The organism is Novosphingobium sp. (assembly GCF_039595395.1).
Classification (GTDB): domain Bacteria; phylum Pseudomonadota; class Alphaproteobacteria; order Sphingomonadales; family Sphingomonadaceae; genus Novosphingobium.
Map to the genome: position 1 here is coordinate 3,786,945 of NZ_JBCNLP010000001.1, position 23,097 is coordinate 3,810,041.

Annotated in this window: 22 protein-coding genes; 15 read left to right on the plus strand and 7 right to left on the minus strand. The window is 65.5% G+C overall.

What is annotated here, in order from left to right:
* Window positions 1-12: 12 nt before the first annotated feature.
* Together ABDW49_RS17300 and ABDW49_RS17305 are read left to right on the plus strand one after the other, a co-directional pair.
* A complete protein-coding gene (locus ABDW49_RS17300; RefSeq protein ID WP_343613412.1) occupies window positions 13-387 on the plus strand; it encodes a flagellar protein FliS in 375 nt (124 codons plus the stop codon).
* 409 nt (window positions 388-796) lie between these two features.
* On the plus strand, window positions 797-1,399 hold the full coding sequence (locus ABDW49_RS17305) for a LuxR C-terminal-related transcriptional regulator (RefSeq protein ID WP_343613413.1): 603 nt from the start codon (window positions 797-799) through the stop codon (window positions 1,397-1,399).
* 578 nt (window positions 1,400-1,977) lie between these two features.
* Here ABDW49_RS17305 and ABDW49_RS17310 read toward each other — a convergent pair.
* Entirely contained in the window at window positions 1,978-3,021 is a 1,044-nt protein-coding gene (locus ABDW49_RS17310; RefSeq protein ID WP_343613415.1) for a chemotaxis protein CheB, read from the minus strand.
* 343 nt (window positions 3,022-3,364) lie between these two features.
* On the opposite strand from ABDW49_RS17310, the gene ABDW49_RS17315 reads away from it, so the two are divergent.
* From ABDW49_RS17315 to ABDW49_RS17355, 9 genes are all read left to right on the plus strand, one after another.
* Window positions 3,365-4,840, plus strand: a complete 1,476-nt coding sequence (locus ABDW49_RS17315; protein WP_343613416.1) for a methyl-accepting chemotaxis protein — start codon at window positions 3,365-3,367, stop codon at window positions 4,838-4,840.
* 15 nt (window positions 4,841-4,855) lie between these two features.
* Window positions 4,856-5,116 carry an STAS domain-containing protein gene (locus ABDW49_RS17320; protein WP_343613417.1) on the plus strand — a complete coding sequence of 87 codons (261 nt, stop codon included), beginning with the start codon at window positions 4,856-4,858 and terminating at the stop codon, window positions 5,114-5,116.
* Window positions 5,113-7,308, plus strand: a complete 2,196-nt coding sequence (locus ABDW49_RS17325) for a chemotaxis protein CheA (RefSeq protein ID WP_343613419.1) — start codon at window positions 5,113-5,115, stop codon at window positions 7,306-7,308. Before ABDW49_RS17320 ends, ABDW49_RS17325 begins: the two co-directional genes overlap by 4 nt.
* Complete coding sequence (locus ABDW49_RS17330; protein ID WP_343613421.1) at window positions 7,305-8,213, plus strand: protein-glutamate O-methyltransferase CheR; 909 nt, start codon at window positions 7,305-7,307, stop codon at window positions 8,211-8,213. The genes ABDW49_RS17325 and ABDW49_RS17330 overlap by 4 nt, the downstream gene beginning before the upstream one ends.
* Window positions 8,210-9,220, plus strand: coding sequence for a chemotaxis response regulator protein-glutamate methylesterase (locus ABDW49_RS17335; RefSeq protein WP_343613422.1), 1,011 nt, complete (start codon window positions 8,210-8,212; stop codon window positions 9,218-9,220). Before ABDW49_RS17330 ends, ABDW49_RS17335 begins: the two co-directional genes overlap by 4 nt.
* Before the next feature lie 16 nt (window positions 9,221-9,236).
* Window positions 9,237-9,782: a chemotaxis protein CheD gene (locus ABDW49_RS17340; RefSeq protein ID WP_343613424.1), complete on the plus strand. Its 546-nt coding sequence runs from the start codon at window positions 9,237-9,239 to the stop codon at window positions 9,780-9,782.
* A 33-nt stretch (window positions 9,783-9,815) separates the two neighbouring features.
* On the plus strand, window positions 9,816-10,181 hold the full coding sequence (locus ABDW49_RS17345) for a response regulator (protein WP_206238296.1): 366 nt from the start codon (window positions 9,816-9,818) through the stop codon (window positions 10,179-10,181).
* A gap of 61 nt (window positions 10,182-10,242) precedes the next feature.
* Window positions 10,243-10,683 carry a chemotaxis protein CheW gene (locus ABDW49_RS17350; RefSeq protein WP_343613426.1) on the plus strand — a complete coding sequence of 147 codons (441 nt, stop codon included), beginning with the start codon at window positions 10,243-10,245 and terminating at the stop codon, window positions 10,681-10,683.
* Entirely contained in the window at window positions 10,680-10,955 is a 276-nt protein-coding gene (locus tag ABDW49_RS17355; RefSeq protein WP_206238292.1) for a hypothetical protein, read from the plus strand. The genes ABDW49_RS17350 and ABDW49_RS17355 overlap by 4 nt, the downstream gene beginning before the upstream one ends.
* Window positions 10,956-11,056: 101 nt before the next feature.
* Here ABDW49_RS17355 and ABDW49_RS17360 read toward each other — a convergent pair whose 3' ends face one another.
* Entirely contained in the window at window positions 11,057-11,557 is a 501-nt protein-coding gene (locus ABDW49_RS17360; protein WP_343613429.1) for a hypothetical protein, read from the minus strand.
* Between the two features lie 322 nt (window positions 11,558-11,879).
* Here ABDW49_RS17360 and ABDW49_RS17365 point away from each other — a divergent pair, with 322 nt between their 5' ends.
* Complete coding sequence (locus ABDW49_RS17365) at window positions 11,880-13,910, plus strand: GMC family oxidoreductase N-terminal domain-containing protein (protein ID WP_343613430.1); 2,031 nt, start codon at window positions 11,880-11,882, stop codon at window positions 13,908-13,910.
* Between the two features lie 78 nt (window positions 13,911-13,988).
* Window positions 13,989-14,891 (plus strand): ROK family protein, encoded by a 903-nt coding sequence (locus ABDW49_RS17370; protein WP_343613432.1) that lies wholly within the window; start codon window positions 13,989-13,991, stop codon window positions 14,889-14,891.
* Between the two features lie 252 nt (window positions 14,892-15,143).
* Here ABDW49_RS17370 and ABDW49_RS17375 read toward each other — a convergent pair whose 3' ends face one another.
* Complete coding sequence (locus ABDW49_RS17375) at window positions 15,144-16,148, minus strand: LacI family DNA-binding transcriptional regulator (RefSeq protein WP_343613433.1); 1,005 nt, start codon at window positions 16,146-16,148, stop codon at window positions 15,144-15,146.
* A gap of 374 nt (window positions 16,149-16,522) precedes the next feature.
* On the opposite strand from ABDW49_RS17375, the gene ABDW49_RS17380 reads away from it, so the two are divergent.
* The gene (locus ABDW49_RS17380; protein WP_343613435.1) at window positions 16,523-16,978 is read left to right on the plus strand and encodes a hypothetical protein; all 456 of its coding nucleotides are present in this window, start codon (window positions 16,523-16,525) and stop codon (window positions 16,976-16,978) included.
* Window positions 16,979-16,985: 7 nt separating this feature from the next.
* On the opposite strand, the gene ABDW49_RS17385 is transcribed toward ABDW49_RS17380, so the two are convergent.
* From ABDW49_RS17385 to ABDW49_RS17395, 3 genes are all read right to left on the minus strand, one after another.
* Window positions 16,986-17,801: a hypothetical protein gene (locus ABDW49_RS17385; RefSeq protein ID WP_343613437.1), complete on the minus strand. Its 816-nt coding sequence runs from the start codon at window positions 17,799-17,801 to the stop codon at window positions 16,986-16,988.
* 179 nt (window positions 17,802-17,980) lie between these two features.
* Entirely contained in the window at window positions 17,981-18,988 is a 1,008-nt protein-coding gene (locus tag ABDW49_RS17390; RefSeq protein WP_343613439.1) for an MBL fold metallo-hydrolase, read from the minus strand.
* Window positions 18,989-19,063: 75 nt separating this feature from the next.
* Complete coding sequence (locus ABDW49_RS17395; RefSeq protein WP_343613440.1) at window positions 19,064-20,359, minus strand: glycoside hydrolase family 130 protein; 1,296 nt, start codon at window positions 20,357-20,359, stop codon at window positions 19,064-19,066.
* A 264-nt stretch (window positions 20,360-20,623) separates the two neighbouring features.
* On the opposite strand from ABDW49_RS17395, the gene ABDW49_RS17400 reads away from it, so the two are divergent.
* A complete protein-coding gene (locus ABDW49_RS17400) occupies window positions 20,624-22,123 on the plus strand; it encodes a diguanylate cyclase (RefSeq protein ID WP_343613442.1) in 1,500 nt (499 codons plus the stop codon).
* Between the two features lie 281 nt (window positions 22,124-22,404).
* On the opposite strand, the gene ABDW49_RS17405 is transcribed toward ABDW49_RS17400, so the two are convergent.
* Window positions 22,405-22,992, minus strand: a complete 588-nt coding sequence (locus ABDW49_RS17405; RefSeq protein ID WP_343613444.1) for a hypothetical protein — start codon at window positions 22,990-22,992, stop codon at window positions 22,405-22,407.
* Window positions 22,993-23,097 lie beyond the last annotated feature (105 nt).

Sequence of the window (23,097 nt, forward strand, 5' to 3'; positions counted from 1 at the left end):
GCATTCCGCGTCATGCTCGCCCTTCGTGATCCCGCTCAGGCCTACCGCCGCGTCGATTTCGAGGCGCGCGTGTCGAGTGCCGACCAGCGCGAGCTGGTCCGCATGTGCTATGAGCGCGTGATCTCCTCGCTGGGCAGCGCGATCCACGCCCATGGCAAGGGCGACAATGGCGTGAAGAGCCAGGCGCTGACCCGCGCCCTGTCGGCGCTGACGGCCCTGCAGGTGGGCGTCAGCGGCGATGACACGATGGCGGGCGCGCTGGCCCAGTTCTACACCGCCGCGCGCCATGCCGTGCTCGACAGCGTGCTGGAGTTCGATGCCCGCACCCTGCGCAATGTGCGGCAGGACATCGCCGACATCTCGGCCCATCTGATGGGCGGACACTGAGGGCGTCTGCCTGAAAATCCGGCGTGACCGGATTGTGCGGCACCAGCCCCTCTTCCCGCCCTGTCTTTTTCCACAGCTTAGAACGCGAATCTCTCATCCGAATCCGCCGCTTAGTTCGCGCCGGATGAACGACTGATTCAGCCCATATTCAGGGAAAATGGTGTCTTGGAGGGGTTCCGACGCATCCCCCTGCGCCGACAGATCCCGCCATAATGGTGAGAATTTTACGCGATCAAAACTCTGATCCGGAGTTAATTGATCTGCAAACTGGCGGAATTCCGGATTATCCCCTACCCTGCTGTCAATGCTTCAGATTCGGACTGAAATGTATTCCGAAACGGAGGAGTTTTCCGTCCAAAACCTAGGCAGAACTTGCTAGGCGTTAACCATGAACTCAGGGGGAGCAATCATGACAAACGGAACCAGTCTCTTTCTAGTCGATGGTGATGTCCGGCGTCGTGCGGCGATCTCGCACTTGCTGTCGGGCAGCGATATTCACGTGGAGCCTTTCGAGGACGCCTCTGAATTGATCGCCCGCTGGCCCAAGGCGGGCCTGCTGCTGGTGCATGACGATGGCCGTTCTATCGCCGCCTTGCTCGCGCAGATGGGCCGCTCGGGCCAGTGGCTGCCGGTGATCGGCTTTGCCCAGGCCCCCGAAACCCGCATGGTCGTGCGCGCCGTGCTGGATGGCGCGATCGACTACATCGCCTGGCCTTTCAGCCGCGAGGAAATCGGCCATGTCGTCAGCGAGGCGGAGGCCAAGGCCGAAACCTTCGGCAGCGCCAAGCTGCGTGAGGCGCTGGCCCGCAGCCGCGTCGACCGCCTGACCAAGCGTGAGCGCGAAGTGCTGGCCGGCGTGGCCGGTGGCCTGTCGAACCGCATGATCGGTGAAAAGCTGTCGATCTCGCCGCGCACGGTGGAAATCCATCGCGCCAACATGCTGACCAAGATGGGCGCCAACCACACCTCCGAAGCGATCCGCATCGCCATCGAGGCCGCGCTGGTCGAATAAACCCCGGCGGGAGACCGGGAGGGGCTTGCCCCGCCCCGCGGCTCCCTGTCGTCAGCCGGTCAGCTTTCCAATTCAGCCACCTGCGCCACCCCCGGTGCATTCATGGGTGCCTTAGACCTCTCCACGCCGCTCCTGCCCTCTCCGGGCCGAAGCGGCGTGGTTTGCATAGCATGAGAGGCATGCCCTTTCCCCGCTTCCCCGGAGCCCCCCTCTCCGGAAAGGCGCCTAGGGCAGTATGCGGAATGATTTATGCCTGATATCCGGCCCTGATATCCGGCGAAGATGGGATGCTCCCCCTGCTCCCTCACGCGCCCGGTGGCAGGTACCATACCCGGCATGGCAATCATGTCAAAGAACCACAGCCACTGTGGGGCCTGACACTCGCGCCGGGTGCTTTCAAAGCTGGTGGCATAGCTCGCAGCCCTTCTTCCACAGGGTCGAGCAAACATCCGCAGCGGCAGATGCCTCCAATCCGGATCGATGAATCCCCTTCGGCGCGTTTCAGGCAACCGGCCGGACGGATCACGCCAAGCATCGAACCGCCTGGCCCACCACCGCCCCCTCCGGCCCAGCCCGCCTTACGCCTCATGACAACTCGCCATGATCGCTGCGCCCAGCGCGTCGATCGGCAACACCGTTTCCACCGCCCCGGCCTCGATCGCCGCCCTGGGCGCCTGGCGCACCGTGGCGCTGTCCGGCTCCTCGGCAAAGGTGCGGCAGCCAACATCGCGCATCAACCGCAAGCCACGCGCGCCATCGCTGCCCATGCCCGTCAGCACCGCCCCCACCGCCGGCACACCCGCTCGGGCAATGGTGCCGAACAGCAGCGTCGCGGAAGGGCGAGCCCCATCCAGCGGATCGCGCAGCACCATGCGCAGATGGGGAAAGGGCGCAGGCTCGAACACCACATGATGATCGGGATCGGCGGCGATATGGATCGTCCCCGGCTCCAGCCGCATGCCATCGGTGGCCAGCATCACCTGACAGTGCAACTCGGCGTCCAGCCGCGCCACGAAAGCCTCGATCATCTCCGCCTCACCCGGCATGACAATGACCGTGGGCGGCCCATCCTCGGGGAAATGCTCCAGCAGGCGCGGCAGGGCATCGATGCCCCCCATCGAAACCCCCAGCGCGATCAACTGCCGGGTCCAGACCGGCGGCGCCTCGCCGCGTGGCGCCGGGGCAGCGCGCGGCGCGGCGTGGCGGCGGCGATGCTTCACATTCGAGTTCGCAGCCGTCAGCACCACCTTGCCCAGATGGCTGATGGTCTCGGCAAATTCCTCCAGCGTGGCCTTCAGCGGCTTGTGAAAGCACTCGACCGCGCCCAGCTCATAGGCGCGCAAAGCGACCTGCGTCCCGGCCTGCGTGCGCGAGGACAGCATCACCACCGGCATGGGGTCGGTCGCCATGATCTCGGCCAGAAAATCGATGCCGTTCATCCCCGGCATTTCCACATCCAGCGTCATCACATTGGGGCGCAGCAGCTCGATCTGGCTGCGTGCCTCATCCGCATTGGCCGCCGAGCCCACCACGGTGATCTGCGGCGTCCGCTCCAGCACGTCGCAGAACAGCGCCCGCATCGCCGGGGAATCATCGACGACCAGAACTCTGGCATCCTTCATCAACGCGGCATACTCCTTTAAGGCTCGCGCCAGGACTGAAGCGATCCACTCCAGTCATAACGCGCCATGACAAGCATCGCCCCCGCTGCCCTCGTCCTAAACCGCAAGATCACAGTAAATAGCTGTCATCGATTACGGGGTTCATCGTAGAGAGATGCCAAGCAAAGCCAGCCACTCCCATGGTTGACAGCAAGTTGCCGCAGAGCCCTCAACAACCTTCAAACTATGCTGTCCCGTTCCGGGAACCTACGGATATGCCTACAAACAGGACGTTGCGGCTCAGGCCTTAGGATTAACCACGAGTCATGGGAGGCCGCCGCGCCGATTCTGCAATCGGCGCCCCATGGCCGTGGAGTTTTCGATGTTCGACTGGTTCGAGAAACAGGCCCCCATCGCGGTCAAGCTGCACAGTCTGGCCTGGGCCGTCGTGGCCTTTGCGGCAGTCGGCGTGGCGGGCAGCGTGCTGGCCTGGCAGGAGCTGATCCCGCCCCTCGCGGCTGTCGCGCTCAGCGGGAGCGCATTGCTCCTGACCGCGCTGGTCATGGTGGCGGGGGGGCGGGCGATTGCCGCGCCTTTCCCGGAGATGATCGACCGGTTCGAAACGCTGGCGCTGGGCGATCACGCCACGCTGGTCGAATACACCGAAAGAGAAGATTGCATCGGCCGCCTCGCCCGCGCCTGCGACACGCTGCGCGACCAAGGGGCTCAGGCCCGGCTGCGCGCCGATCAGGAAGAGCAGGCCGCCGCCATCCTGCGCGACAGCCTGCGCCAACTGGCGAGCAACCGGCTCGATTGCCAGATCAACCGCGACCTGCCGGAGCGTTACGAGGATCTGCGCAGGGATTTCAACGGCGCCATCGATGCACTGGCCCAGCTTGTGCTGGCGGTGCGCTCCAGCGCCAATTCGGTGCTGAACGGCGCGGCCGAGATCCGCTCCGCCACCGACGACTTCGCGCATCGCAACGAGCAGCAGGCCAGCACACTGGCCGAAACCGCCGCCGCGATGAATCAGACGACGCAGGGTGTGCAGCACTCCGCGCAATCCATCCTGGAAACCAAGCAGGCGATGGCCGACGCCCGCGCAAAATCGATCGATGTCGGCATGCTGATCACCGAGGCGCTGGTGGCCATGGGCCAGATCGAAGATTCCACGCGCGAGATCAATCACATCATCGCCACGATCGACAGCATCGCCTTCCAGACCAACCTGCTGGCCCTGAACGCCGGGGTCGAGGCCGCACGCGCCGGGGACGCCGGGCGCGGTTTCGCCGTGGTCGCCACCGAAGTCCGCGCCCTGGCCCAGCGCAGCGCGGAGGCCGCCAAGGGCATCAAGGCGCTGATCACCGCCTCCACCCATCAGGTTTCGACCGGAGTGGGGCTGGTGCGGCAGACCAGCGGCATGCTCGAGGATCTGCGGACGCGCGGCCATAATGCTTTCGACCTCATGGTCACGCTGTCCAGCGCGGTGGATGCGCAGGCGGGCAATCTGCATCAGGTCAACAGCGCCGTGGCCGATATGGACCGCGCCACCCAGCAGAATGCCGCCATGGCCGAACAATCCACCGCCGCCGCGCGCAGTCTGGCGGATGAGGCGCATGAGCTGACCACCATCGTCGCGCGCTTCCACACCGCGCCCGGCACGCAGGCGGCGATCCAGCCGCTGCGCCGCGTGGTCCCGCAGGCCCCGGCCTCATCGCCGCGCCGTGCCGTGGTACCGCCGCTGGTGCGGGGCAATCTGGCGCTCAAGCCGCTGCCCGAAGCCGGCACGCAGGCCACCGCCGATGTCGCCACCAGTGCCGACGACTGGTCGGAATTCTGATCGAGGATCACGCGCATGCCCATCATCCATCTGCCAGCCCGTTGCGACCGCGCCGCCGCTCAGGCGCTTTTGCCCGAATTGCAGGCGGCACTGGGCTCCGGCCCGCTGCAGATCGATGCCAGCGCCACGCAGCAGGTGGGGCAGGCCATGCTGCAGGTCCTGCTCAGCGCCCGCCGCACCGGCGAAGGCGCGCAGATCACCCCCTCGCCCGAGCTGCGCCACACCGCGCGGCAGGCGGGCCTTGAAGTGGCGCTGTTCGATCGGAGCGAGGCATGACCCCGGAGGACATCCAGGCCCTCTTCTTCGTCGAATGCGAGGAAGCGCAAGGCGCCGCCGAAGCGGGGCTGGCCGCCTGCCGCGCGGGCACGCAGGATGCCGATACGGTCAATGGCGTGTTCCGCGCGATCCATTCGATCAAGGGCGGCGCGGGCGCTTTCGGCTTTGCCGCGCTGCAGACCTTTGCCCATGCGTTTGAAACGCTGCTCTCCGAGGTGCGCGAGGGCAATGCGCCGCTCAACCCGCCGCTGGTGGATCTGCTGCTGCGCGCGCTCGACAAGCTGTCCGACCATGTCGCCGCCGCGCGCGACAGCGCCACGCCCCCGCAGGATTCGGCGCTGCTGATGGAGCTGGAAGCGGCGGCGCGCTATGATGCGGCGGGGCGCTTCGATGCCCCCACCGCGCCCAAGTCCAGAGCTGCCAAAAAATCGCCCGCCAAGGCAAGCACGCCGCCGCCCGCGGACAGCGCCCGTGACGACAGCGCCCTCGATGCGCTGCTGGCCGAACTGTCCGCGCCTCAGGCAGGGGCGCCGACACCGCAGGAACCGCGCGAGCAGGGCTGGCAGATCTGGCTGCGCCCGCTGGCCGGCGCCATGCGCAACGGCGGCGAGCCGCTGCTGCTGCTGCGCGAGTTGAGCGAGCTGGGCGCCGTCTGCCTGCAATGCGACACCAGCGCCGTGCCGGGGCTCGACGACCTCGACCCCGATCAGGCCTATCTTGGCTGGACCTTCGTGGTGCCCAAATCGGTCTCGGAAGGCACCGTGCGCGAGATCTTCGATTTCGCGGGCGATGATTGCCCCATTACCATCGGCGAGGGCGACAGCAAATGGGCCGACATGCCCTATCGCCCCACCCCGGTCGCGCCGCCTGCCCCGGCATCGATCGAGGTTGCCGAGACGCCGGAGGCGCTCGCCGCCGCCAAACCCGCCGCGCCCAATCCCGCGCCGCCCCCAGCAGGCCAGTCGATCCGCATCGACCTGCTCAAGCTGGACCGGCTGATCGACACGGTGGGCGAGCTGGTGATCGCCCAGGCCATGCTGGCCCAGCGCCTGCACAATGAGGGCGTCGCCGCCAGCGAAGAGCTCAACATGCTCGAAGGGCTGACCCGCGACATTCAGGACAATGCCATGTCGATCCGCGCCCAGCCGATCGGCAGCGTGTTCAGCCGCGTGCCGCGCATCCTGCGCGAACTGGCGGCCAGCACCGGCAAGCATGTCACGCTGCAGACCTCGGGCGAGGCGACCGAACTCGACAAGACGGTGATCGAGCGGCTGGGCGAGCCGCTGACCCATCTCATCCGCAATGCCGTCGACCATGGCATCGAAAAGCCCGACGAGCGCCTCGCCAAGGGCAAGAGCGCCGATGGCACGCTGACCCTCTCGGCCGAGCATCGCTCGGGCCATATCCTGATCCGCATTTCCGACGATGGCGCGGGGATCGATCATGCCCGCGTGCTGGCCAAGGCCATCGAAAAGGGCATCGTTACCCCCGATACGGCGCTCTCCAGGGAAGAGATCGAGAGCCTGATCTTCGCGCCGGGCTTCTCCACGGCGACCAGCATCACCAATGTCTCGGGCCGGGGCGTGGGGATGGATGTGGTGCGCCAGAATGTGAAGGAGCTGGGCGGGCGCATCACCATCGATTCCACCCCCGGCAAGGGCACCACCTTCACCCTCACCCTGCCGCTGACGCTGGCGATCGCCGATGGCATGATCGTCAAGGTGGGCGACCAGATGCTGGTGGTGCCGCTGGCCCATGTGGTGGAAAGCCTGCGCCCCGCCCCCGCCGATGTGCAGGGCATGGGTGAGAGCATGATGCTCAATGTGCGCGGGCGCTTTATCCCGGTGGTTTCGGTGGGCCGCGCGGTGGGCGCGCTCGATGCCGAGGATCGGCCCGAAAAGGGCGTGCTGATCGTGGTCGACACCGAAAGCGCGGGTCAGGCCGCGCTGCTGGTCGACAACATTTCGGACCAGCGGCAATTCGTCATCAAGAGCCTCGACACCCATTACCGCAGCGTGGAGGGTGTGGCGGGCGCCACCATTCTGGGCGACGGGCGCGTGGCGTTGATCCTCAATGTCGACTCGCTGGTGGCCCGCGCCGCCGGGCCGCGCGCGGTTCTCGACACGCTTGGGCTGACCATGAGCAACCCGGCCATGAACAGCCCGGCCATCAACGGCCTCGACATCGCATGAATGGCGAGATCCTCTCCCAGCCCCACGCGGCAGGCACCATGGCGCAGCAGCCTCTCTTCGAGGCGCTGCCCGGTGTCAGCCCATCGGTCTATGGCGAGAAGGATTTCCTCGCCATGGCGCAGATGATGCGGGCCGAGGCGGGGATCATGCTGCCGCCGGGCAAGGCGATCCTGGTCTATTCGCGCCTCGCCCCGCTGGTGCGGGCCAGCAATCTGGGCACCTTTGCGGCCTATATCGTGATGATCGGCAAGAATGCCGAGGAGCGCCGCAAGGCGGTCTGCGCGCTGACCACCAACCATACGTTCTTCTACCGCGAGGCCCATCACTTCGACCATTTCACCCAGGAGGTGCGCCCGCAGCTCGTCGAGGCACTCGATGCCGGCGAGGCGGTGCGCATGTGGTCGGCAGGCTGTTCGAGCGGCGAGGAGGTCTTTTCGCTGGCCATGGCCATGCTGGGGCCCGACCGCAGCGAGGGGCGCCGTCTGGCCAGGCTGGACCTGCGCATTCTGGGCAGCGACATCGCCGACCCGCCGCTGATCAGGGCCCGCGAGGGGCGGTACGATCTGCGCGATGTGGTGCATCTGCCCGTGCCCTTGCGCGCCGCATGGTCGCAGGCCGATGCCGCCCATATGCAGATCGGCCCCGAACTGCGCGAGATCGTGCAGTTCAAGCGGCTCAACCTGCATGAGGACTGGCCGATGCGGCGCAGCTTTCAGGTGATCCTCTGCCGCAATGTGATGATCTATTTCGACCAGCCCACCAAGCAGACGCTGGTGACGCGGCTGGCGCAGCAGCTTGTGCCCGGCGGCTATCTCTACATCGGCCATAGCGAGCGCGTCAGTGGTCCGGGCGAGGCGTTGCTCGAACATGTCGGCCCCACGATCTATCGCCGGAGGGAAGCATGACCATCCGCGTGCTGATCATCGATGATTCCCCCACCATGCGCGCCGTGCTGGGCGCCCGCCTGTCGGGCCTGCGCGACATTCATGTGGTGGGCGTCTCCTGCAACGCCGCCGAAGGGCGCGCCGCGATCAAGGAGCTGGAGCCCGATGTGGTGACGCTGGACATCGAGATGCCCGGCATGAACGGTCTCGATTTCCTCGACAAGATCATGACCCTGCGGCCCATGCCCGTCATCATCGTCTCGGGGCTGACGCGCGAGGGATCGGATGCCACGGCGCGCGCTTTGGCGCTGGGCGCGGTGGATTGCTACTGCAAGAGCGACCATGCCGGATCGGCGCTGGAAGACGGCGGCAGGCTGGCCGAGATGGTGCGCAATGCCGCCAAGGTGCGGGTGCGGCGCCATGATGCGCCGGTGATGTCCCAGCCGGTGCGCCGTGCCGCGCACAGCCAGGACACGCAGTTGATCGCCATCGGCTCCTCGACCGGCGGGGTGGAAGCGCTGCAGGTGCTGCTGCGCGGTTTCCCCGAGGATTGCCCGCCCACCCTGATCGTGCAGCATGTCGACAGCCGCTTTGCCGCCGCCATCGCCCGCACGCTCGATGCCGCCTGCCCCGCCCATGTGCTGCTGGCCGAACCCGACATGCCGCTGCGGCGCGGCCATGTCTATCTGGCGCCGGGCAACGATCGCCACATGATGGTGGCGGGCACCAGCGCGCCCTACATCAAGCTGCGCCCCGGCGAGCTGGTCTCAGGCCATCGCCCCTCGGTCGATGCGCTGTTCCATGCGGTGGCGCAGCAGGCCGGATCGCGCGCGGTGGGCATTCTGCTGACCGGCATGGGAGCGGACGGGGCCAAGGGCCTGCTGGCGATGGCGCGCGCAGGGGCCCTCACCATCGCGCAGGATGAGGCGACCTCCACCGTCTTCGGCATGCCGCGCGCGGCCATCGCGCTGGGTGCGGCGCAGGTCGTGGCTCCGCTGGCGCGCATCGCCCAGCATGCGCTGACGTGAGGGGGCAAGGATGTCGATGCATTTCGGCCCCCCTGTCTCCACCGTCACGCGGATCAGCATTCTGCAGGGCCAGTCGCAGGTCTCGACCGAGCCGCTGGCCGAGTTCTCCACCCTGCTGGGGAGCTGCGTGGCGACCTGCCTGTTCGATCCCGTCGCGCAGGTGGGCGGCATGAACCATTTCCTGCTGGCCGAGCCGCCCGCCGCCTGTCTCGCCGATTTCGACGAGCATTACGGCGTCTATCTGATGGAATTGCTGATCAACGATATGCTGGCCCATGGCGCGGCGAAAGCACGGCTGCGCGCGCATCTCTATGGCGGCGCCAATCTCAACGCCGGGCTGGAGCGGATCGGGCTGCGCAATGGCGAATTCGCGCGGCAGTTCCTGAACCATGAAGGCATCGTGATCGCGCGCGAGGATCTGGGCGGCATTCACGCCCGCCGCGTCGATTTCCGCCCGGCGCGCGGTCAGGTGCGCTGCCGCATCGTCGAGAACACCCTTGTGTCTCCCACCACTCCAACACCGCGTCCGCAGCGTGCGGACGGCAATGTCGAACTGTTTTGATGCCCGAACTTTTCTGAGGAAAGCGAGTAACTCATGACCACCCGAATTCTCACCGTTGACGACAGCGCCAGCATGCGCGCCCTGTTGAACCATGCCCTGACCGGGCAGGGCTTCGACGTGGCGCAGGCCGAGGATGGCGAAGTCGCCCTCGAATGGCTGGCGATGAACGAGGTCGATGTTGTCATCACCGACATCAACATGCCCCGCCTCGACGGCTTCGGCCTGATCGAGCGCCTGCGTCAGGGCAGCCGCCACCGCGACCGGCCCATTCTGGTGCTGACCACCGAAAGCAGCGAGGAAAAGAAGGCCCGCGCCCGTCAGGCCGGGGCCACCGGCTGGATCATCAAGCCTTTCGATCCGGAAAAGCTGGTGGCCGCCGTGCGCCGCGTGGCGCACTGATTCAAGACGCTCGCCGCGTCGCTCACCGATTCGGAAACCTTTGGTAGGCAGGATTGATTCCATGCAGCGCGAACTCATCACCTTCGAAGTGGCCGGGCAGGTCTTCGGCCTCGACATCATGGCAATCCGCGAGATCCGCGCATGGACTCCGACCACCCGCCTGCCCCATGTGCCGCCCTATGTGGCGGGTGTGGTCAATCTGCGCGGCACGGTGCTGCCGGTCGTCGATCTGGCGGCGCGTCTGGGCTGGGAGGCCACCGTGCCGACCCCGCGCCACGCCATCATCGTCACCCAACTGGCGGGCAAATCCTGCGGGCTGATCGTCGATGCCGTCAGCGACATCGTGACCATCGATGGCGACACGCTTCAGCAGCCGCCCGCCACCACCACCGACCCCATCGTCAACTTCCTGGAAGGGCTGGCGGCGATCGATGAGCGGATGGTGATGGTGCTCAATCTGGCGGCGCTGGCCGAAGACCATCAGGCAGGTGAAGCGGCATGACCGATGAACGCCATATAGCGGCGCATCTGACCACCGTGGCCGATGTGCTTCATGAACTGGCCGCCGAGATCGAGGATCTGGGCACGGTGCTCTGCATCGACCCCGCGGTGATGACCAGCCATCTGCGCACGCTGCAGTCGATCGATCTGATCGCGCAGAAGCAGCGCTGGCTGGCGACATTGCTGCAGGCGGACTGTCCGCTTTCGGCGGTCAACACCATCGGCGTGGAGGCGCTGAAGGCGCGTTTCTCACCCCCCAGCGGGCCAAACTGACAGCAGCGGTCCGTCAACGACGCGGCCATCAACGACAAAGCGGCGGATGGATCATCCGCCGCTTTGTTGAGTCCGATCGTGTGGGATCTGGCCGCGAAGGCTCAGTGCAGGGCAATGCCCGAGGGGGTGCGCCACAGTTCCTCGCGCGCCACATCGACCGTGTGGGTGGCCTCCGCATCGCCGGCCTGCCCATGCACATCCACCGTGGCCAGCGCCGCGGCCAGGGCGGACACCAGCGCCAGCGCCGGGGTCGTACCCTCGCTGGTCATTTCCTCATCCAGCCCTGGCAGCATGACCGAGGCAAGGCAGGTGCCATCGCCATTGCGGCTGAGCAGGAAGCTGCCGGTTTCGGGGATCAGCGCCAGCGCCGCGCTGTCATGCGTGCCGGCGGCCAGCCAGGTGTCGAAACGCGCCTCAGGCGGGAGGTGGTCGGCCAGCAGGCTGTCCTTGTCGGGCAGGCGGCTGAGCAGGTGATAGCCCATGCGCAGCATCGTGCCTTCGTCCTGCGCCTCGGCCATGGCACTGCGGTGGCACAGGTCGGTCAGCCGCATCCGCCATTCGCGGACGGAAATCGGCATTCTGGTCAGCAGCGAAGCGGTCATGAGCATTTCCCTTGTCGTCCCGCACAGCGTTTGCCTGTCGCCAACAGACAATCAACACTGTGGAAACAGCGACCCGACGATAAAATGTCCCTAAGCGGGAAAATTAGCGAATCCCGGTAAAGCCGATTCCGCTCCCGTGCGAAATCGGCACAGTTCTGGCTCAAATCTCGCAGTTGCAACATCCGTAGAAACACCTGAATTTTTACCCGTTACCGTTAAACAATTTCAATTGCTTGCCTCCTATCGGTCGCCCCTTATGGTCTGTTCATGAAAAGGCCGGGCCTGTGCTTTGCAGCGACTCGACCTTCCTTGGGGAGCGTTCATGCCACAACTCTACTTCAACCATCTCCAGACCCATTTCCTGCGCGCTCTGGCCGAGGCGCTGTTTGACGATTTTCCCGAGATGGCCATCACCACCGATCAGGTGGTGGATAATTTGCAAAGCATTTTCAGCATGATCGGCGGCACCAAAGCCGAAGAGATCAGCACCGCCGTCACTTTGGCCGACATTGCCATGGGTCCGCTCTTCAGCCTGCTGTCGATCGAAGACCGCAAGGAACGCATTCAGCATCGCATGCGCGACACCGGCTTCTATCTGTTCAAGGACATGGCCCGGCTGCGTGCCCTGCTTTACTTCAGCTATTATGGTTACTGGCAGGACGGCGAAGACGGCGATCCCCTGATCGAGGGGCAATTGGCGAATCGGGACAACCCTGTTCTCAAGCAGATCGGCTTTACCCTGCCGCTGTTCCGTGAGCGTAAACCCGATGAGCGCCCCCTCACCCGCATCGACGGGCGCGACATCAACCCGCGCCATGTCATCAACCGCGAGATGGTGGGTGATGACATCGACATCATCGTCATCGGTTCGGGCTCGGGCGGATCGGTCTCGGCGCGCAATCTGGCGCGGCGCGGCTACAAGGTGTTGATGGTGGAGGCGGGGCCGTTCTACCCCTCCTACACCATCACCCATGAAGAGCGGATGATGGCCTCGCATCTCTTCAAGCATGGTGCGCTGCAATCGTCGAAGAACGATGAGTTCATCGTCTTTCAGGGCCGCAATGTCGGCGGGTCGCCCACGATCAACAACGGCATCTGCATTCATCTTTTCGACGATCCGCTGACCCATCCCGATGCGCCCAACCCGCTCGACCTGTGGGACACGATGGGCGCAAGGCTCGACCGCAACCGGATGCGCGCCAGCTTCGATGCGGTGCAGGACTATCTGCAGATCCGCCCCATCGAGCCGCAATCCTCGCGCAGCAACGGCCCGCATCTGCTGCGCGGCTGGGGCAAATTCGTCACGCAAACCGACGAGGCCTGGGCCCAGCGCTCGAAAGCGGGCTGGTTTTCCAAGAACTTCGGCCCGGCGGGCACCGACAAGGCCTGCGCCTATTGCGGCTATTGCAACACCGGCTGCGGCTATGGGCGGCGCAACGGCATGGGGCAAAGCTATCTGCCCGATGCCTGCACCAACCACGGCATGCGCATCCTCGACCGCACCCGCGTCGAGCGTATCCTGTGGCAAAAGACCGACCATGGCCGCCGCCGCGCCACCGGTGTCGAAATCATCGACGAGGATGGCGTGAAGCAGACCATCAATGCGAAAAAGGGCGTGGTGGTGGCCTGCGGCACCATCGCCTCATCGCTGCTGCTCGATCGTTCGGATGTCGACAACACCGGCAAGGGCATTTCGCTCAACATCGCCTCGCCCATCCCCTGCCTGATGCCCGAGGGCATGAGCCCCGCCTGGGACGAAGACCAGATGGCCACCATGGTCGATTGCGGCGACTTCCTGCTCGAAAGCCATTTCCAGCCGCCGATGTCGATGGCCTCGCTGATGCCGGGCTGGTTCGGCGATATGGACAAGCGGATGCGCGCCTACAGCCGGATCTGCTCAGCAGGCGTGCTGTTCCCCGGCGACCGGCGCGGGCATATCTCGGGCGGCAAGCTGGACTTCCAGCTGGAGGAATGGGACCGCGCCCTGCTGCGCCGCGCCGCCGCCACGCTGACCAAGGTGCATTTCGCGGCAGGCGCGCTGGAGGTGTGGCCCGCCACGCTCAAGGGCCAGACGCTCTATCCGGGCGACGACATCGACGCCTTCTTCGAGGAAGCGATCCGCGCGCCGGGCGATGTCACCCTGTCCTCCTCGCATCCCCATGGCGGCAATCCCATCCATTGCGATCCCGATGAGGGCGTGGTGGACACCGAACTGCGCGTGCATGGCACCGACAATGTGCTGGTCACCGATGCCAGCGTCTTCCCCTCCTGCATCCGGGTGAATGCGCAATTCTCGACCATGGCCATCGCGCAATATGCCACCGGCTTTAGCGATCCTTTCGCAACCTGCTGATAGAAGACCAGGGTCAACGCCGGGCGGGATTGAGCCCACCCCCGCCCGGCGCTACACCAACATGGAAAGAGAGGTCGCATGGCTGGCAAAAGCGCAGAAACCGGGAGCGAATATGGGCTGATCGAGGCAGGCGGCACCAAATTCGTGCTGGGCATTGCCGATGCCGCCCGCACCATCCGCGCCCGCCACCAGATCCCCACCACCACGCCCGAGGAAACCCTGGGCACGGCGGTCGCCTGGTTCCGCGAGCAGGGCCTGAACCCCGCCGCCATCGGCATCGCCAGCTTCGGCCCGCTCGACCTCGACCCCGCCTCGCCCACATGGGGGCATATTCCGCGCACGCCCAAACCGCACTGGACCGGCGCCGATCTTGTCACCCCCTTCGCCCAGGCCTTCGCCTGCCCCGTCGCCATCGACACCGACGTCAATGGCGCGGCGCTCTCCGAATATCGCTGGGGCGCCGGAGTGGACGACAAATCGCTGCTCTACCTCACCATCGGGACCGGGATCGGCGGCGGCTTCGTCAATGGCAAGCATGCGGGCGGCCACCTCCTCCACGGCCTATCCCACCCCGAAATGGGCCATATCCGAGTCGCCCGCCACCCGCAGGACCACAATTACCCCGGCTTCTGCCCCTTTCACGGCGATTGTCTCGAAGGGCTGGTCGCCGGGCCCGCGATCAAGGCGCGCTGGAACGCCTCGCTCTCCGACCTGCCCGCGGTCCACCCCGCCCACGGCATCATCGCATGGTACATCGGGCAGGCGATCTGCACCTTCCAGGCGATGCTGGAACCCGCTCGCATCGTGCTGGGCGGAGGAGTAATGCACGCTCCCGGCCTGATCGAGATGGTGAGGGACAGCGCTGCCGAGTGGGGCGCGGGCTATTTCGTGGGCGATCCACGCGCGATCATCGTGCCGCCGGGGTTGGGGGATAATGCTGGGCTTTTGGGGGCTTTGGCGCTGGTTCTGGAAGAAGGGTAAGTAGGGCAATGCGAGGGTGTTACACCCTCGCGCTCCCATTAATGTCTGCATTGCGCTTCGGGTTCGACCATAGGCTAAGGTCGCGGCGCCGCAGGCAATATTCCTTGCACAGCGCTAGCGGATTGAAGGCCTGCGGCGCCAGAGGTGGTGCAGGTGGAGAGTTTCCGCGCAACGACGCGGCGCCCCTGCCCTATCGTCGGAAGACGTCATGGGAGCGCGAGGGGGTAACCCCCTCGCATCTTCCTTCAATTCTTAACTCGAAAGCCGCACCACCAGCTTCGGCTCCATCACCACGCTTTTGGTTTCCTCACCGGCGATGCGACGCAGCAGCATATCCACCATCTGCTCCGCGCCCGAGGTTAGATCCTGCGCCACAGTGGTCAGGCGCGGAGAGGTCTGCTCGCCCAAAGGCAGGCCGTCATAGCCCACCACCCGCACGTCGCCGGGCACGGAGAGCCCCTGCTCGGCAAGGACGCGCAGGGCGCTCATGGCGATAACATCGGAAGCTGCGACGATGCCTTGCGGCCGCTGCCCCTCCTCCCCCAGGAAGCGCGCGATATCAGGGTGCGCCGCCTCGGCCACCAGATGGGCGGGCAGCACGGTGAGCTGGTCGCCCAGACCGGCGCGCTCCATGGCGTCGCGCGCGCCTTGCAGGCGATAGGCGATCTCCGGCGCGGCGGGGTCACCGAAGAAGGCGATGCGCTGACAGCCGCGCTCGATCAGGTGGCTGGCGGCCAGATCGCCGCCCTTGCGGTTGTCCGAGCCGACAGAGCAGTGCAACTGGCCGGGCGTATGGCCGCCCCACACCACCAGCGGGCGGTAATGCTGCGCCACGGCATCGAGCGCGGCGGACTGGTCGGACTGGCCGATCACGATCACGCCATCGACGCGGCCCGATCCGGTGATGCGGTCCAGCCAGCGGTCGTCGGTGGGGATCACACGGCTCAGCAGCAGGTCATAGCCGCGCTCGGTCAGGGCATCGGCGAGGAGCCCCAGCATGGTGATGAAGAACGGGTCGGAGATATGCTGCCCGGTTTCATGCCCCAGCGGAATCAGCACACCGATCGCCCCGGTGCGCTGGATGCGCAGATTGCGCGCCAGAACATTGGGGCGAAAGCCATGCTCGTCGGCCAGACCCTGAATACGGTCGCGGGTTTTCTGGCTGATCAGCGCCGAACCGGCCAGCGCGCGTGAAACCGTTCCTGTCGATACGCCGGCCAGTTCGGCCAGCTCCTTGATGTTTTTGATCCGGTTCATAGCGTTTGTCGCTGCCCCACCCCATTTGTGGGCGGTGTTTTTCTGCGGGGGCGAAACAATTGCAAGATATTTCTTATCGGGCAGGAGGGCGTTTTTCCAAAAGGCTTCCGCGCTGATGGCCACCTCTTTGCTTTGGCTCGTCCTTTCGCTTCGGAAAGGATCACAGGAGGTTTCCTTAGCTGGCCGCAACGCGGGGCCATTCTTCGCAACCTTTTTATCACGAATTGGAGCATAATTCCCGCAATTCAGCGCAACTCAATGGTTAACAATCACCCCATCAAGACCCACCCATCTTATGGTCAAAATTACCCATGGGCATGGGAACGAGGCGCAAAGACCAGCCTGTCATAATCCGGCAAAACGGAGAAAGTCGGGTGCGCCAAAACCTTGAAAACACACAGAACTGGGGTCGCTGGAGCCAGGATCTGGAAAAGCTTGTCGATTGGTTGCTGGACAATGAGAGTTTCAGCGATGCCGAAGCCTTGCGCCGGCTGACCAGCATGATCCGCCATGCCCCTCACCCTGACATGGTCGAGGGGGTCGAACGGCTGGATCAGACCGTGATCGAGCATCTGCTGGCAGCAGGCGCCGCCGACACGCTGGCGCTGCGGCTGATCAGTCCGGACAGCGGCTTTTTCATCTCGCGCGGTGCGGCGGGTGAATATCTGGTCTCGGTGGTGCTGGCCGATCGCGGAGGGGAAACCACGGCGGCGGGCTCGACCCTGCCGCGCGCGATGGTCTGCGCCCTGGCGATGAGCCTGTCACAGCCCGCCCAGCCCGCGATCTCGCCGATGCTGACCCAACCGGCCACCGGCGCGACGCTTCACTGAAGAATGCCTATCCGGCGTGCAGCCTCAGGGCTGCTGCCGGTCGGCGGGTATGCCACAGGCGGCGCAGGTCGATCGCGACCTGATGCAACTGCCCGCGCGCCGGGCTTGAGCACTGCGGCGAAACGCCCGTCGAGGGCCGGGGCGCGGGCAGAAAACGCGTGTAAAAATCGGCATAGCGCGCCAGGAAAGCCGAAGATTCTTCCGGCGCCATTTCGTCGAAACGATCGGGCAAGCCCTTGTTGAACTGGCCGATCATCCTTTTGTCGGCAAAGACCTCCGCCACCGCCTCTGGGTCCACCGTCACGCCGATCTGGCGCGCCAGCCGGGCAATGGCCGCCTCCATATCGAAGCAGATTGCGGCATAGGCGATGGGCTCCACGCCGGGCACATCGCACAGGGCCTGAAGCGTCGCGACCTGATGGTCGATCGAGGGCAGGCAATCCTCCACCTGCGCGCATTCCGAAAATTCAGGGATGTGCCAGCGGCGCGAGCGATCGCCATGGTCCATCATCGACAAGGCGATCTCGCGCGGGTCGCGCAAGGTGGCGCTGGCCAGCAGATCGCCCCGCGCGATCATCGCCAGCACATCGGCGCCGGGCAGTTGATGCGTCTTGAGCACCACATCGCGCCCCTCGGCCACCTGCCCGATCCGCGTGATGAGCGCAGCGTCGATATGGTCGAAATAATTGGTGACGGACAGTGCCGGGCGCAATGGCGCCCCCAGCATAAGCGGCGCGCGCCCTGCCTGGCGCAGGATTTCCTCGATGATCTGATAGGTCAGCGTGCTGGCCGATTTCAGCATGCCGAAGCTGATGTAGATCATGCCGCTGCCCCCGCAGAGCGGAGAAGGACCGGGCAGAGGATGCGGTGATGGCAGGGGGACATGGCATCATCCATATAAAATCTTTATATGAAATATCGCTCTGTGCGCCCTGAACACCTGATGAATAAGCGTTCAAATCAGGAATGTTTCCCGCAACATACGTCGAAACGTGCCGCAACTCATGCGGAACGAGTTCCACCGTCACCCGCAAGCAACAAATCCCACGCCGAGCCTGGCTCCGCTGCCGGGAAGCGCTCTTGCGGGATGGCGCGTGCATTCAGGGCACGGGCCAGATCCTCGCGCGGCGTGTCTCGGCCCTCGTCGCTCAGCGGGAAGACACCCCAATGGATACCCAGAGCCCGGCGCGCGCCCAGATCCTGCATGATCTGCACCGTCTCATCGGGATCGGTGTGCTGCGGCCCCATAAACCAGCGCGGGCGATAGGCGCCGATCGGCAGCAGCGCCAGATCGGGCTCGCCAAAGCGCGCGCGCAAATCGCGGAAGATGCCGCCGTCGCCATAAGCCGTGTCACCCGCGAAATAGACCAGCCCGTCACGCAGCCGCAGCATAAAGCCGCACCACAGCGCATGGCGCCGGTCACGCAAACCCCGCGCCGACCAATGCTGGGCGGGCACGATGGCGGTGGCCATATCCTTGCCCAACCAATGCTCGCTCCACCAGTCGCCCGCCTCGGTGCGGGCGCGGGGACAAGCCTTGCGCACAATCGTGTCATTGCCCAGCGGGGTGATGATGCGCGGATCGTCGCGCGCCACCAGCTTTTTCAGCGTCGCCACATCGAGATGGTCGTAATGGTTATGGCTGAGCAGCACGATGTCGATCTTGGGCAGATCCTCGAAACGCACCCCCGGCGGGCTGACGCGGCGCGGCCCGGCAAAGCTGAAAGGGCTGGCCCGCTCCGAGAACAGCGGATCGGTCAGCATGTTTACTCCGCCGCTCTGGATCAGCAGCGTGGCATGGCCGACCACGGTGATGCGGGTCTCCTGCTCGCGCGGATTGGGCACCGCCGGGGTGATCGCCACGCTGTCGGGCCAGCGTTCGCGCTGGGCGGTCCAGCTCCAGCGCAGCACCTCGCGCAAGCTCTTGTCGGGCGTGGGGATCGGGCTGGTGAAACACTCGCCATCGAAGTGGTCGGTGACGGGGCCGGAGTAATAGCGGTTGCGGGTCAAAGGGATACCTGAAAGGCAAAAGGGGGGACTGTCTCTATGGGAATGCCCTTGGGTTCTGCCAAGGGGAGCGCCTGATTATCGCTTCAGCTCCGCCACCAGCCGGTCGAGCGAAACGGTGGCAAAGCGCGTGTAATCATCGGCCACCGCATAGGGCAGCAGCAGGCTGCGCCCCCGCACCAACGCCCCGCAACTGTAAACCACATTGGGCACATAGCCGTCGCGCTCACTGTCGCCCGGCTCGATCAGCGGCTCGGCCAGCCGCCCGATCAGTTTGGAGGGATCGTCGCGGTCCAGCAGCATCGCGCCCATGCAATAGTTGCGCATCACCCCCACGCCATGGGTGAGCAGCAGCCAGCCTTCCTCGATCTCCAGCGGAGAGCCGCAGTTTCCAAGCTGAATGCTTTCCCAGGGATAGGCGGGCGTCGCCAGCTTCGTGCCGCCATCCCAGGCGAACAGATCCTCGGAGGAGGCCAGCCACAAATTCTCATTGTCCTGGCGCCCGATCGCCAGATAGCGGTTACCCATCTTGCGCGGAAACAGGGCCATGCCCTTGGAATGGGCCAGATCGCCGCCGACCGGATGCATCTTGAAGGAGCGGAAATCGTCGGTCTGCAGCAATTCCTGACAAGCCCCATCCGCGCTCACCGCCGTATAGGTGCCGATGAAGGTGGTGCCCGGCCGGTCGCTGCGCTCGAAGCGGGTGAGCCGCAGATCCTCGATCCCCCGGCTCTGGCTGGCCAGCACCGGAAACAGCACCGCTTCGGACGGATCGCAGGCGTGCGTGCAGTCGATCTGAATGGTCTGGGCATCCTTCCAGCCGAGCACCTCGCCCAGCACGGGGGGCACGCCGGTCGGCCCCGGCGCATCGACCGTTACCGAGCCGTCGGCATGCCAGGTGCCGGTGCGGAAGGTGACCGAGGAGAGATGCCCCTCCCCGATGCCGCGCAATGAGAGGATGAAGCGCGTCTCGCCATCCTCATCCTCGGGGTGGTCCGGGTGGCGCACGATGCTGGGGTTGAACAAAGCGGCTGCCTCAAAGGCATATTCCGCGCTGAAATAGGCCCCCAGCAGCAAGCGCCGCGATTCAGGCAGGTCGGCAATGCCGCCGACCATCTCGTCCAGTTCCTCGGCCCGGCGCAGCAGCGCGGCGCGGGTACCGTTGTGTCGCTGCTCCAGCGAGCGCCAGGTGCGGTCGAGCTGGCGCACCAGCTCATCATCATCAAACGCCATGATCCGCTCGACCGTGCGCTGGAGCCTCACCTTGCCCGCCTCATCCGATCCGGCGGGCCAGAAGGGGCGGATCACCGTGCGGGTGGGATCGGGATGCAGCTCCAGTTGCTGCAGGCTGATCAGCGGCAACGGACCATTCATGGGCGTGTGCCATGGGTTGATGGGTGTCGATTCGCGCCGCTGCAGCTCATGGCCTGAGCACTCCTTGCTTTCGCCCCACCTGTGCAAGACGCTTCAGAGGGGGGCAGGGTTCCATGGCGCAGAGCCCCTGCGGCGAGAAAATCTTATGGAAACAGGGCGGCCATGGGCCATTGCCCCAAAGGGCAGGCCTTTTGCGTTAAAATGCGGATCAGCGTAGCCGCGTGACAGCACACTGTTAAGGCGATGGCGGCTATGCAATCGACCATGGTCGACCGCAAAACCCATGGTTACATTCCGGCTGCCCTGCCCCCCGCCGAGGCGGAACGCCTGGCGATTCTGGAACGGCTGGGCCTGCTCGACACCCCGCCCGAGCGGGAGTTCGACACGATCGTCAAAATGGCCAGCCACCTGCTGGGCTGCAAGATCGCGCTGGTCTCGCTGGTCGACAAGGACCGCCAGTGGTTCAAGGCCAAGGTCGGCCTGGAGGCGGCGCAAACCCCGCGCGAAGTGGCCTTTTGCGCCCATGCCGTGGCGGCCAACGATGCGCTGGTCGTGCCCGATGCCACGGCGGATGAGCGTTTTGCCGGCAATCCGCTGGTCACCGGGGCGCCGGGCGTGCGCTTTTACGCGGGCGTGCCCCTGCGCACCGGGCAGGAGGACGGCGCGCCGATGCCGATGGGCACGCTCTGCGTCATCGACGACCAGCCGCGCCATTTCGGCCCCAAGGACCTCGAACTGCTGGGCGAGCTGGGCCAGTTGGTCGAGGCGCTGATGGACACACGCTCCGCCACCGCCGACGCGCTGCGGCTGGCGGAGGAACGCGGTGAGGCCTTGCGCAAGCTGGACCAGACCAACCGCAAGCTGCGCCAGGCCGAGCGCATGGCCAATGTCGGCTCATGGCGGCTGACGCTGGACGACAATCGCGCCGAATGGTCGGAACAGACCTATGCCATCCATGGCGTTCCCGTCGGCGACGGCACCCCGCTGGCCGAGGCGATGGAATTTTTCCCGATGGCCTCGCGCGCGATCATCGAGACGGCCATGCGCCGCACCATCAACACCGGCGCGCCCTTCGATTTCGAAAGCGATTTCATCAACGCTCATGGCCAGTTGCGTCGCGTGCGAAGCATGGCCGAGCTGGAGCTGGACGATGGCAAGCCCGTCGCCCTGACCGGCGTCTTCCAGGACATCACCGAGCGCTATCAGATGGAGCAGGCCCTGCGCCGCACCGCCAACACCGATGCGCTGACGGGTCTGGCCAGCCGGGGCCATTTCAACCACCACCTCGATGAAAGGCTGGCGCAGACGACAGGGCGTGACGATCCCATGGCACTGCTGCTGATCGACCTCGACAATTTCAAGACGGTGAACGACCGCTTCGGCCATCCGGCAGGCGACGATCTGCTGCGGCTGATGGCCTCTCGCCTGCAGGCGCCTTATCTGCAAGACAGCTTTGCCGCGCGGCTGGGCGGCGACGAATTCGTGCTGATGGTCAGCGACAGCAAGCTGCTGGCCGACCTGCCCACGCTGATGCAGCGGCTGCTTCAGGATCTGCGCCATACGGTCAGCAATGCGGTGGAGAGCGTCCATGTCTCGGCCACGATCGGCGCCTGCTGGCTGGACGCGGGCGACGAGAGCCGCAGCGACCTGCTGCACCGCGCCGATGCCGCTTTGTACGAAGCCAAGCGGGTGCAGCGCGGCACCGCCAAGATCGACGGGCTGGGCCGGCTGATCATGCCCAAGGCGATCCGGCTTTCGGCTTGAGTTTGGAAAAAGGGACAATGCGAGGGGGTTACCCCCTCGCGCTCCCATTAATGTCTACCTTGCGCCTCAGCTTCGGCCTTGCGCCCAGCTTGCCGCGCCGCAGGCAGAAATTTGCCAGCGTAGCTCATCCATGATCAACTGCCTGCGGCGCTGTGGGTCGCGCAGGTGGAGAGCCTGTGCGCCCCTTTTCGGCCCCCACTGCCCTCTCGTCGGAAGACGTCATGGGAGCGCGAGGGTGTAACACCCTCGCATTCACCTTTTCTCTTCCTGAAATCGCCCCTTCAAACGAACAGACCACCACCCCTCACCACAGCAGGCGCGACGACCACCCCATCGGCCTCCACCCAGAGCGGCGCCTGCTCAGCCACCCGCACCTCCATCAGACGATCGAGCAACAGGCGCAACCAAAGCGCATCGGCACCCGCACGATGGCGCTGCGGGCACAGCAGGTCGGCATGGTGCTGGGCCTCCATGATCTGCTGATGCGTGGCGCCGATGTCATCGAAGATCCCATCCACATGCTCGACCAGCACTGTCGGGGCCGCGATCACGCCGGGCGCCGCCGCGCTGAGCGTGGCCCACCATTGCGCGTCGATGCGGCTGTCGGCGATCACGCGCGCCGTGCCGATGGCCTCCACTGCCTGCGCCAGCACATCGGCGGGGGCGAGACCTTCCGCATCAAGCTGCGCGCGGGTGATGCCGTGGAGGTCGAAGGCTTCCTGCGTCCAGTCCCAGTCGCGCCAGGCCTCGTGGGGGCGGATCAGCCACGATCGCGTGCCCTGTGCACCCGAAACGCCAAGTTCGATGGGAAAGGAGGCTCCATGGCGCGGCAGGCAACTGGCTTCGAAATCGATCGTGACAAAATCCATCGCAGCGTCTCCGTCGGCCCGGTCGGCCTACCTTCGGATCATCGAAAACCGCCTTGTCCGGCACGGGTGCCAGACCGCTTTCATACGCCCCGGTCCGCAGACAGG

Bases quoted from the DNA above. Each gene is read 5' to 3' on its own strand.
- ABDW49_RS17300 (WP_343613412.1), top strand. From the start codon at position 13: ATGCTCGCCCTTCGTGATCCCGCTCAGGCCTACCGCCGCGTCGATTTC.
- ABDW49_RS17305 (WP_343613413.1), top strand. From the start codon at position 797: ATGACAAACGGAACCAGTCTCTTTCTAGTCGATGGTGATGTCCGGCGT.
- ABDW49_RS17310 (WP_343613415.1), bottom strand. From the start codon at position 3,021: ATGAAGGATGCCAGAGTTCTGGTCGTCGATGATTCCCCGGCGATGCGG.
- ABDW49_RS17315 (WP_343613416.1), top strand. From the start codon at position 3,365: ATGGCCGTGGAGTTTTCGATGTTCGACTGGTTCGAGAAACAGGCCCCC.
- ABDW49_RS17320 (WP_343613417.1), top strand. From the start codon at position 4,856: ATGCCCATCATCCATCTGCCAGCCCGTTGCGACCGCGCCGCCGCTCAG.
- ABDW49_RS17325 (WP_343613419.1), top strand. From the start codon at position 5,113: ATGACCCCGGAGGACATCCAGGCCCTCTTCTTCGTCGAATGCGAGGAA.
- ABDW49_RS17330 (WP_343613421.1), top strand. From the start codon at position 7,305: ATGAATGGCGAGATCCTCTCCCAGCCCCACGCGGCAGGCACCATGGCG.
- ABDW49_RS17335 (WP_343613422.1), top strand. From the start codon at position 8,210: ATGACCATCCGCGTGCTGATCATCGATGATTCCCCCACCATGCGCGCC.
- ABDW49_RS17340 (WP_343613424.1), top strand. From the start codon at position 9,237: ATGCATTTCGGCCCCCCTGTCTCCACCGTCACGCGGATCAGCATTCTG.
- ABDW49_RS17345 (WP_206238296.1), top strand. From the start codon at position 9,816: ATGACCACCCGAATTCTCACCGTTGACGACAGCGCCAGCATGCGCGCC.
- ABDW49_RS17350 (WP_343613426.1), top strand. From the start codon at position 10,243: ATGCAGCGCGAACTCATCACCTTCGAAGTGGCCGGGCAGGTCTTCGGC.
- ABDW49_RS17355 (WP_206238292.1), top strand. From the start codon at position 10,680: ATGACCGATGAACGCCATATAGCGGCGCATCTGACCACCGTGGCCGAT.
- ABDW49_RS17360 (WP_343613429.1), bottom strand. From the start codon at position 11,557: ATGACCGCTTCGCTGCTGACCAGAATGCCGATTTCCGTCCGCGAATGG.
- ABDW49_RS17365 (WP_343613430.1), top strand. From the start codon at position 11,880: ATGCCACAACTCTACTTCAACCATCTCCAGACCCATTTCCTGCGCGCT.
- ABDW49_RS17370 (WP_343613432.1), top strand. From the start codon at position 13,989: ATGGCTGGCAAAAGCGCAGAAACCGGGAGCGAATATGGGCTGATCGAG.
- ABDW49_RS17375 (WP_343613433.1), bottom strand. From the start codon at position 16,148: ATGAACCGGATCAAAAACATCAAGGAGCTGGCCGAACTGGCCGGCGTA.
- ABDW49_RS17385 (WP_343613437.1), bottom strand. From the start codon at position 17,801: ATGATCTACATCAGCTTCGGCATGCTGAAATCGGCCAGCACGCTGACC.
- ABDW49_RS17395 (WP_343613440.1), bottom strand. From the start codon at position 20,359: ATGAATGGTCCGTTGCCGCTGATCAGCCTGCAGCAACTGGAGCTGCAT.
- ABDW49_RS17400 (WP_343613442.1), top strand. From the start codon at position 20,624: ATGGTCGACCGCAAAACCCATGGTTACATTCCGGCTGCCCTGCCCCCC.
- ABDW49_RS17405 (WP_343613444.1), bottom strand. From the start codon at position 22,992: ATGGATTTTGTCACGATCGATTTCGAAGCCAGTTGCCTGCCGCGCCAT.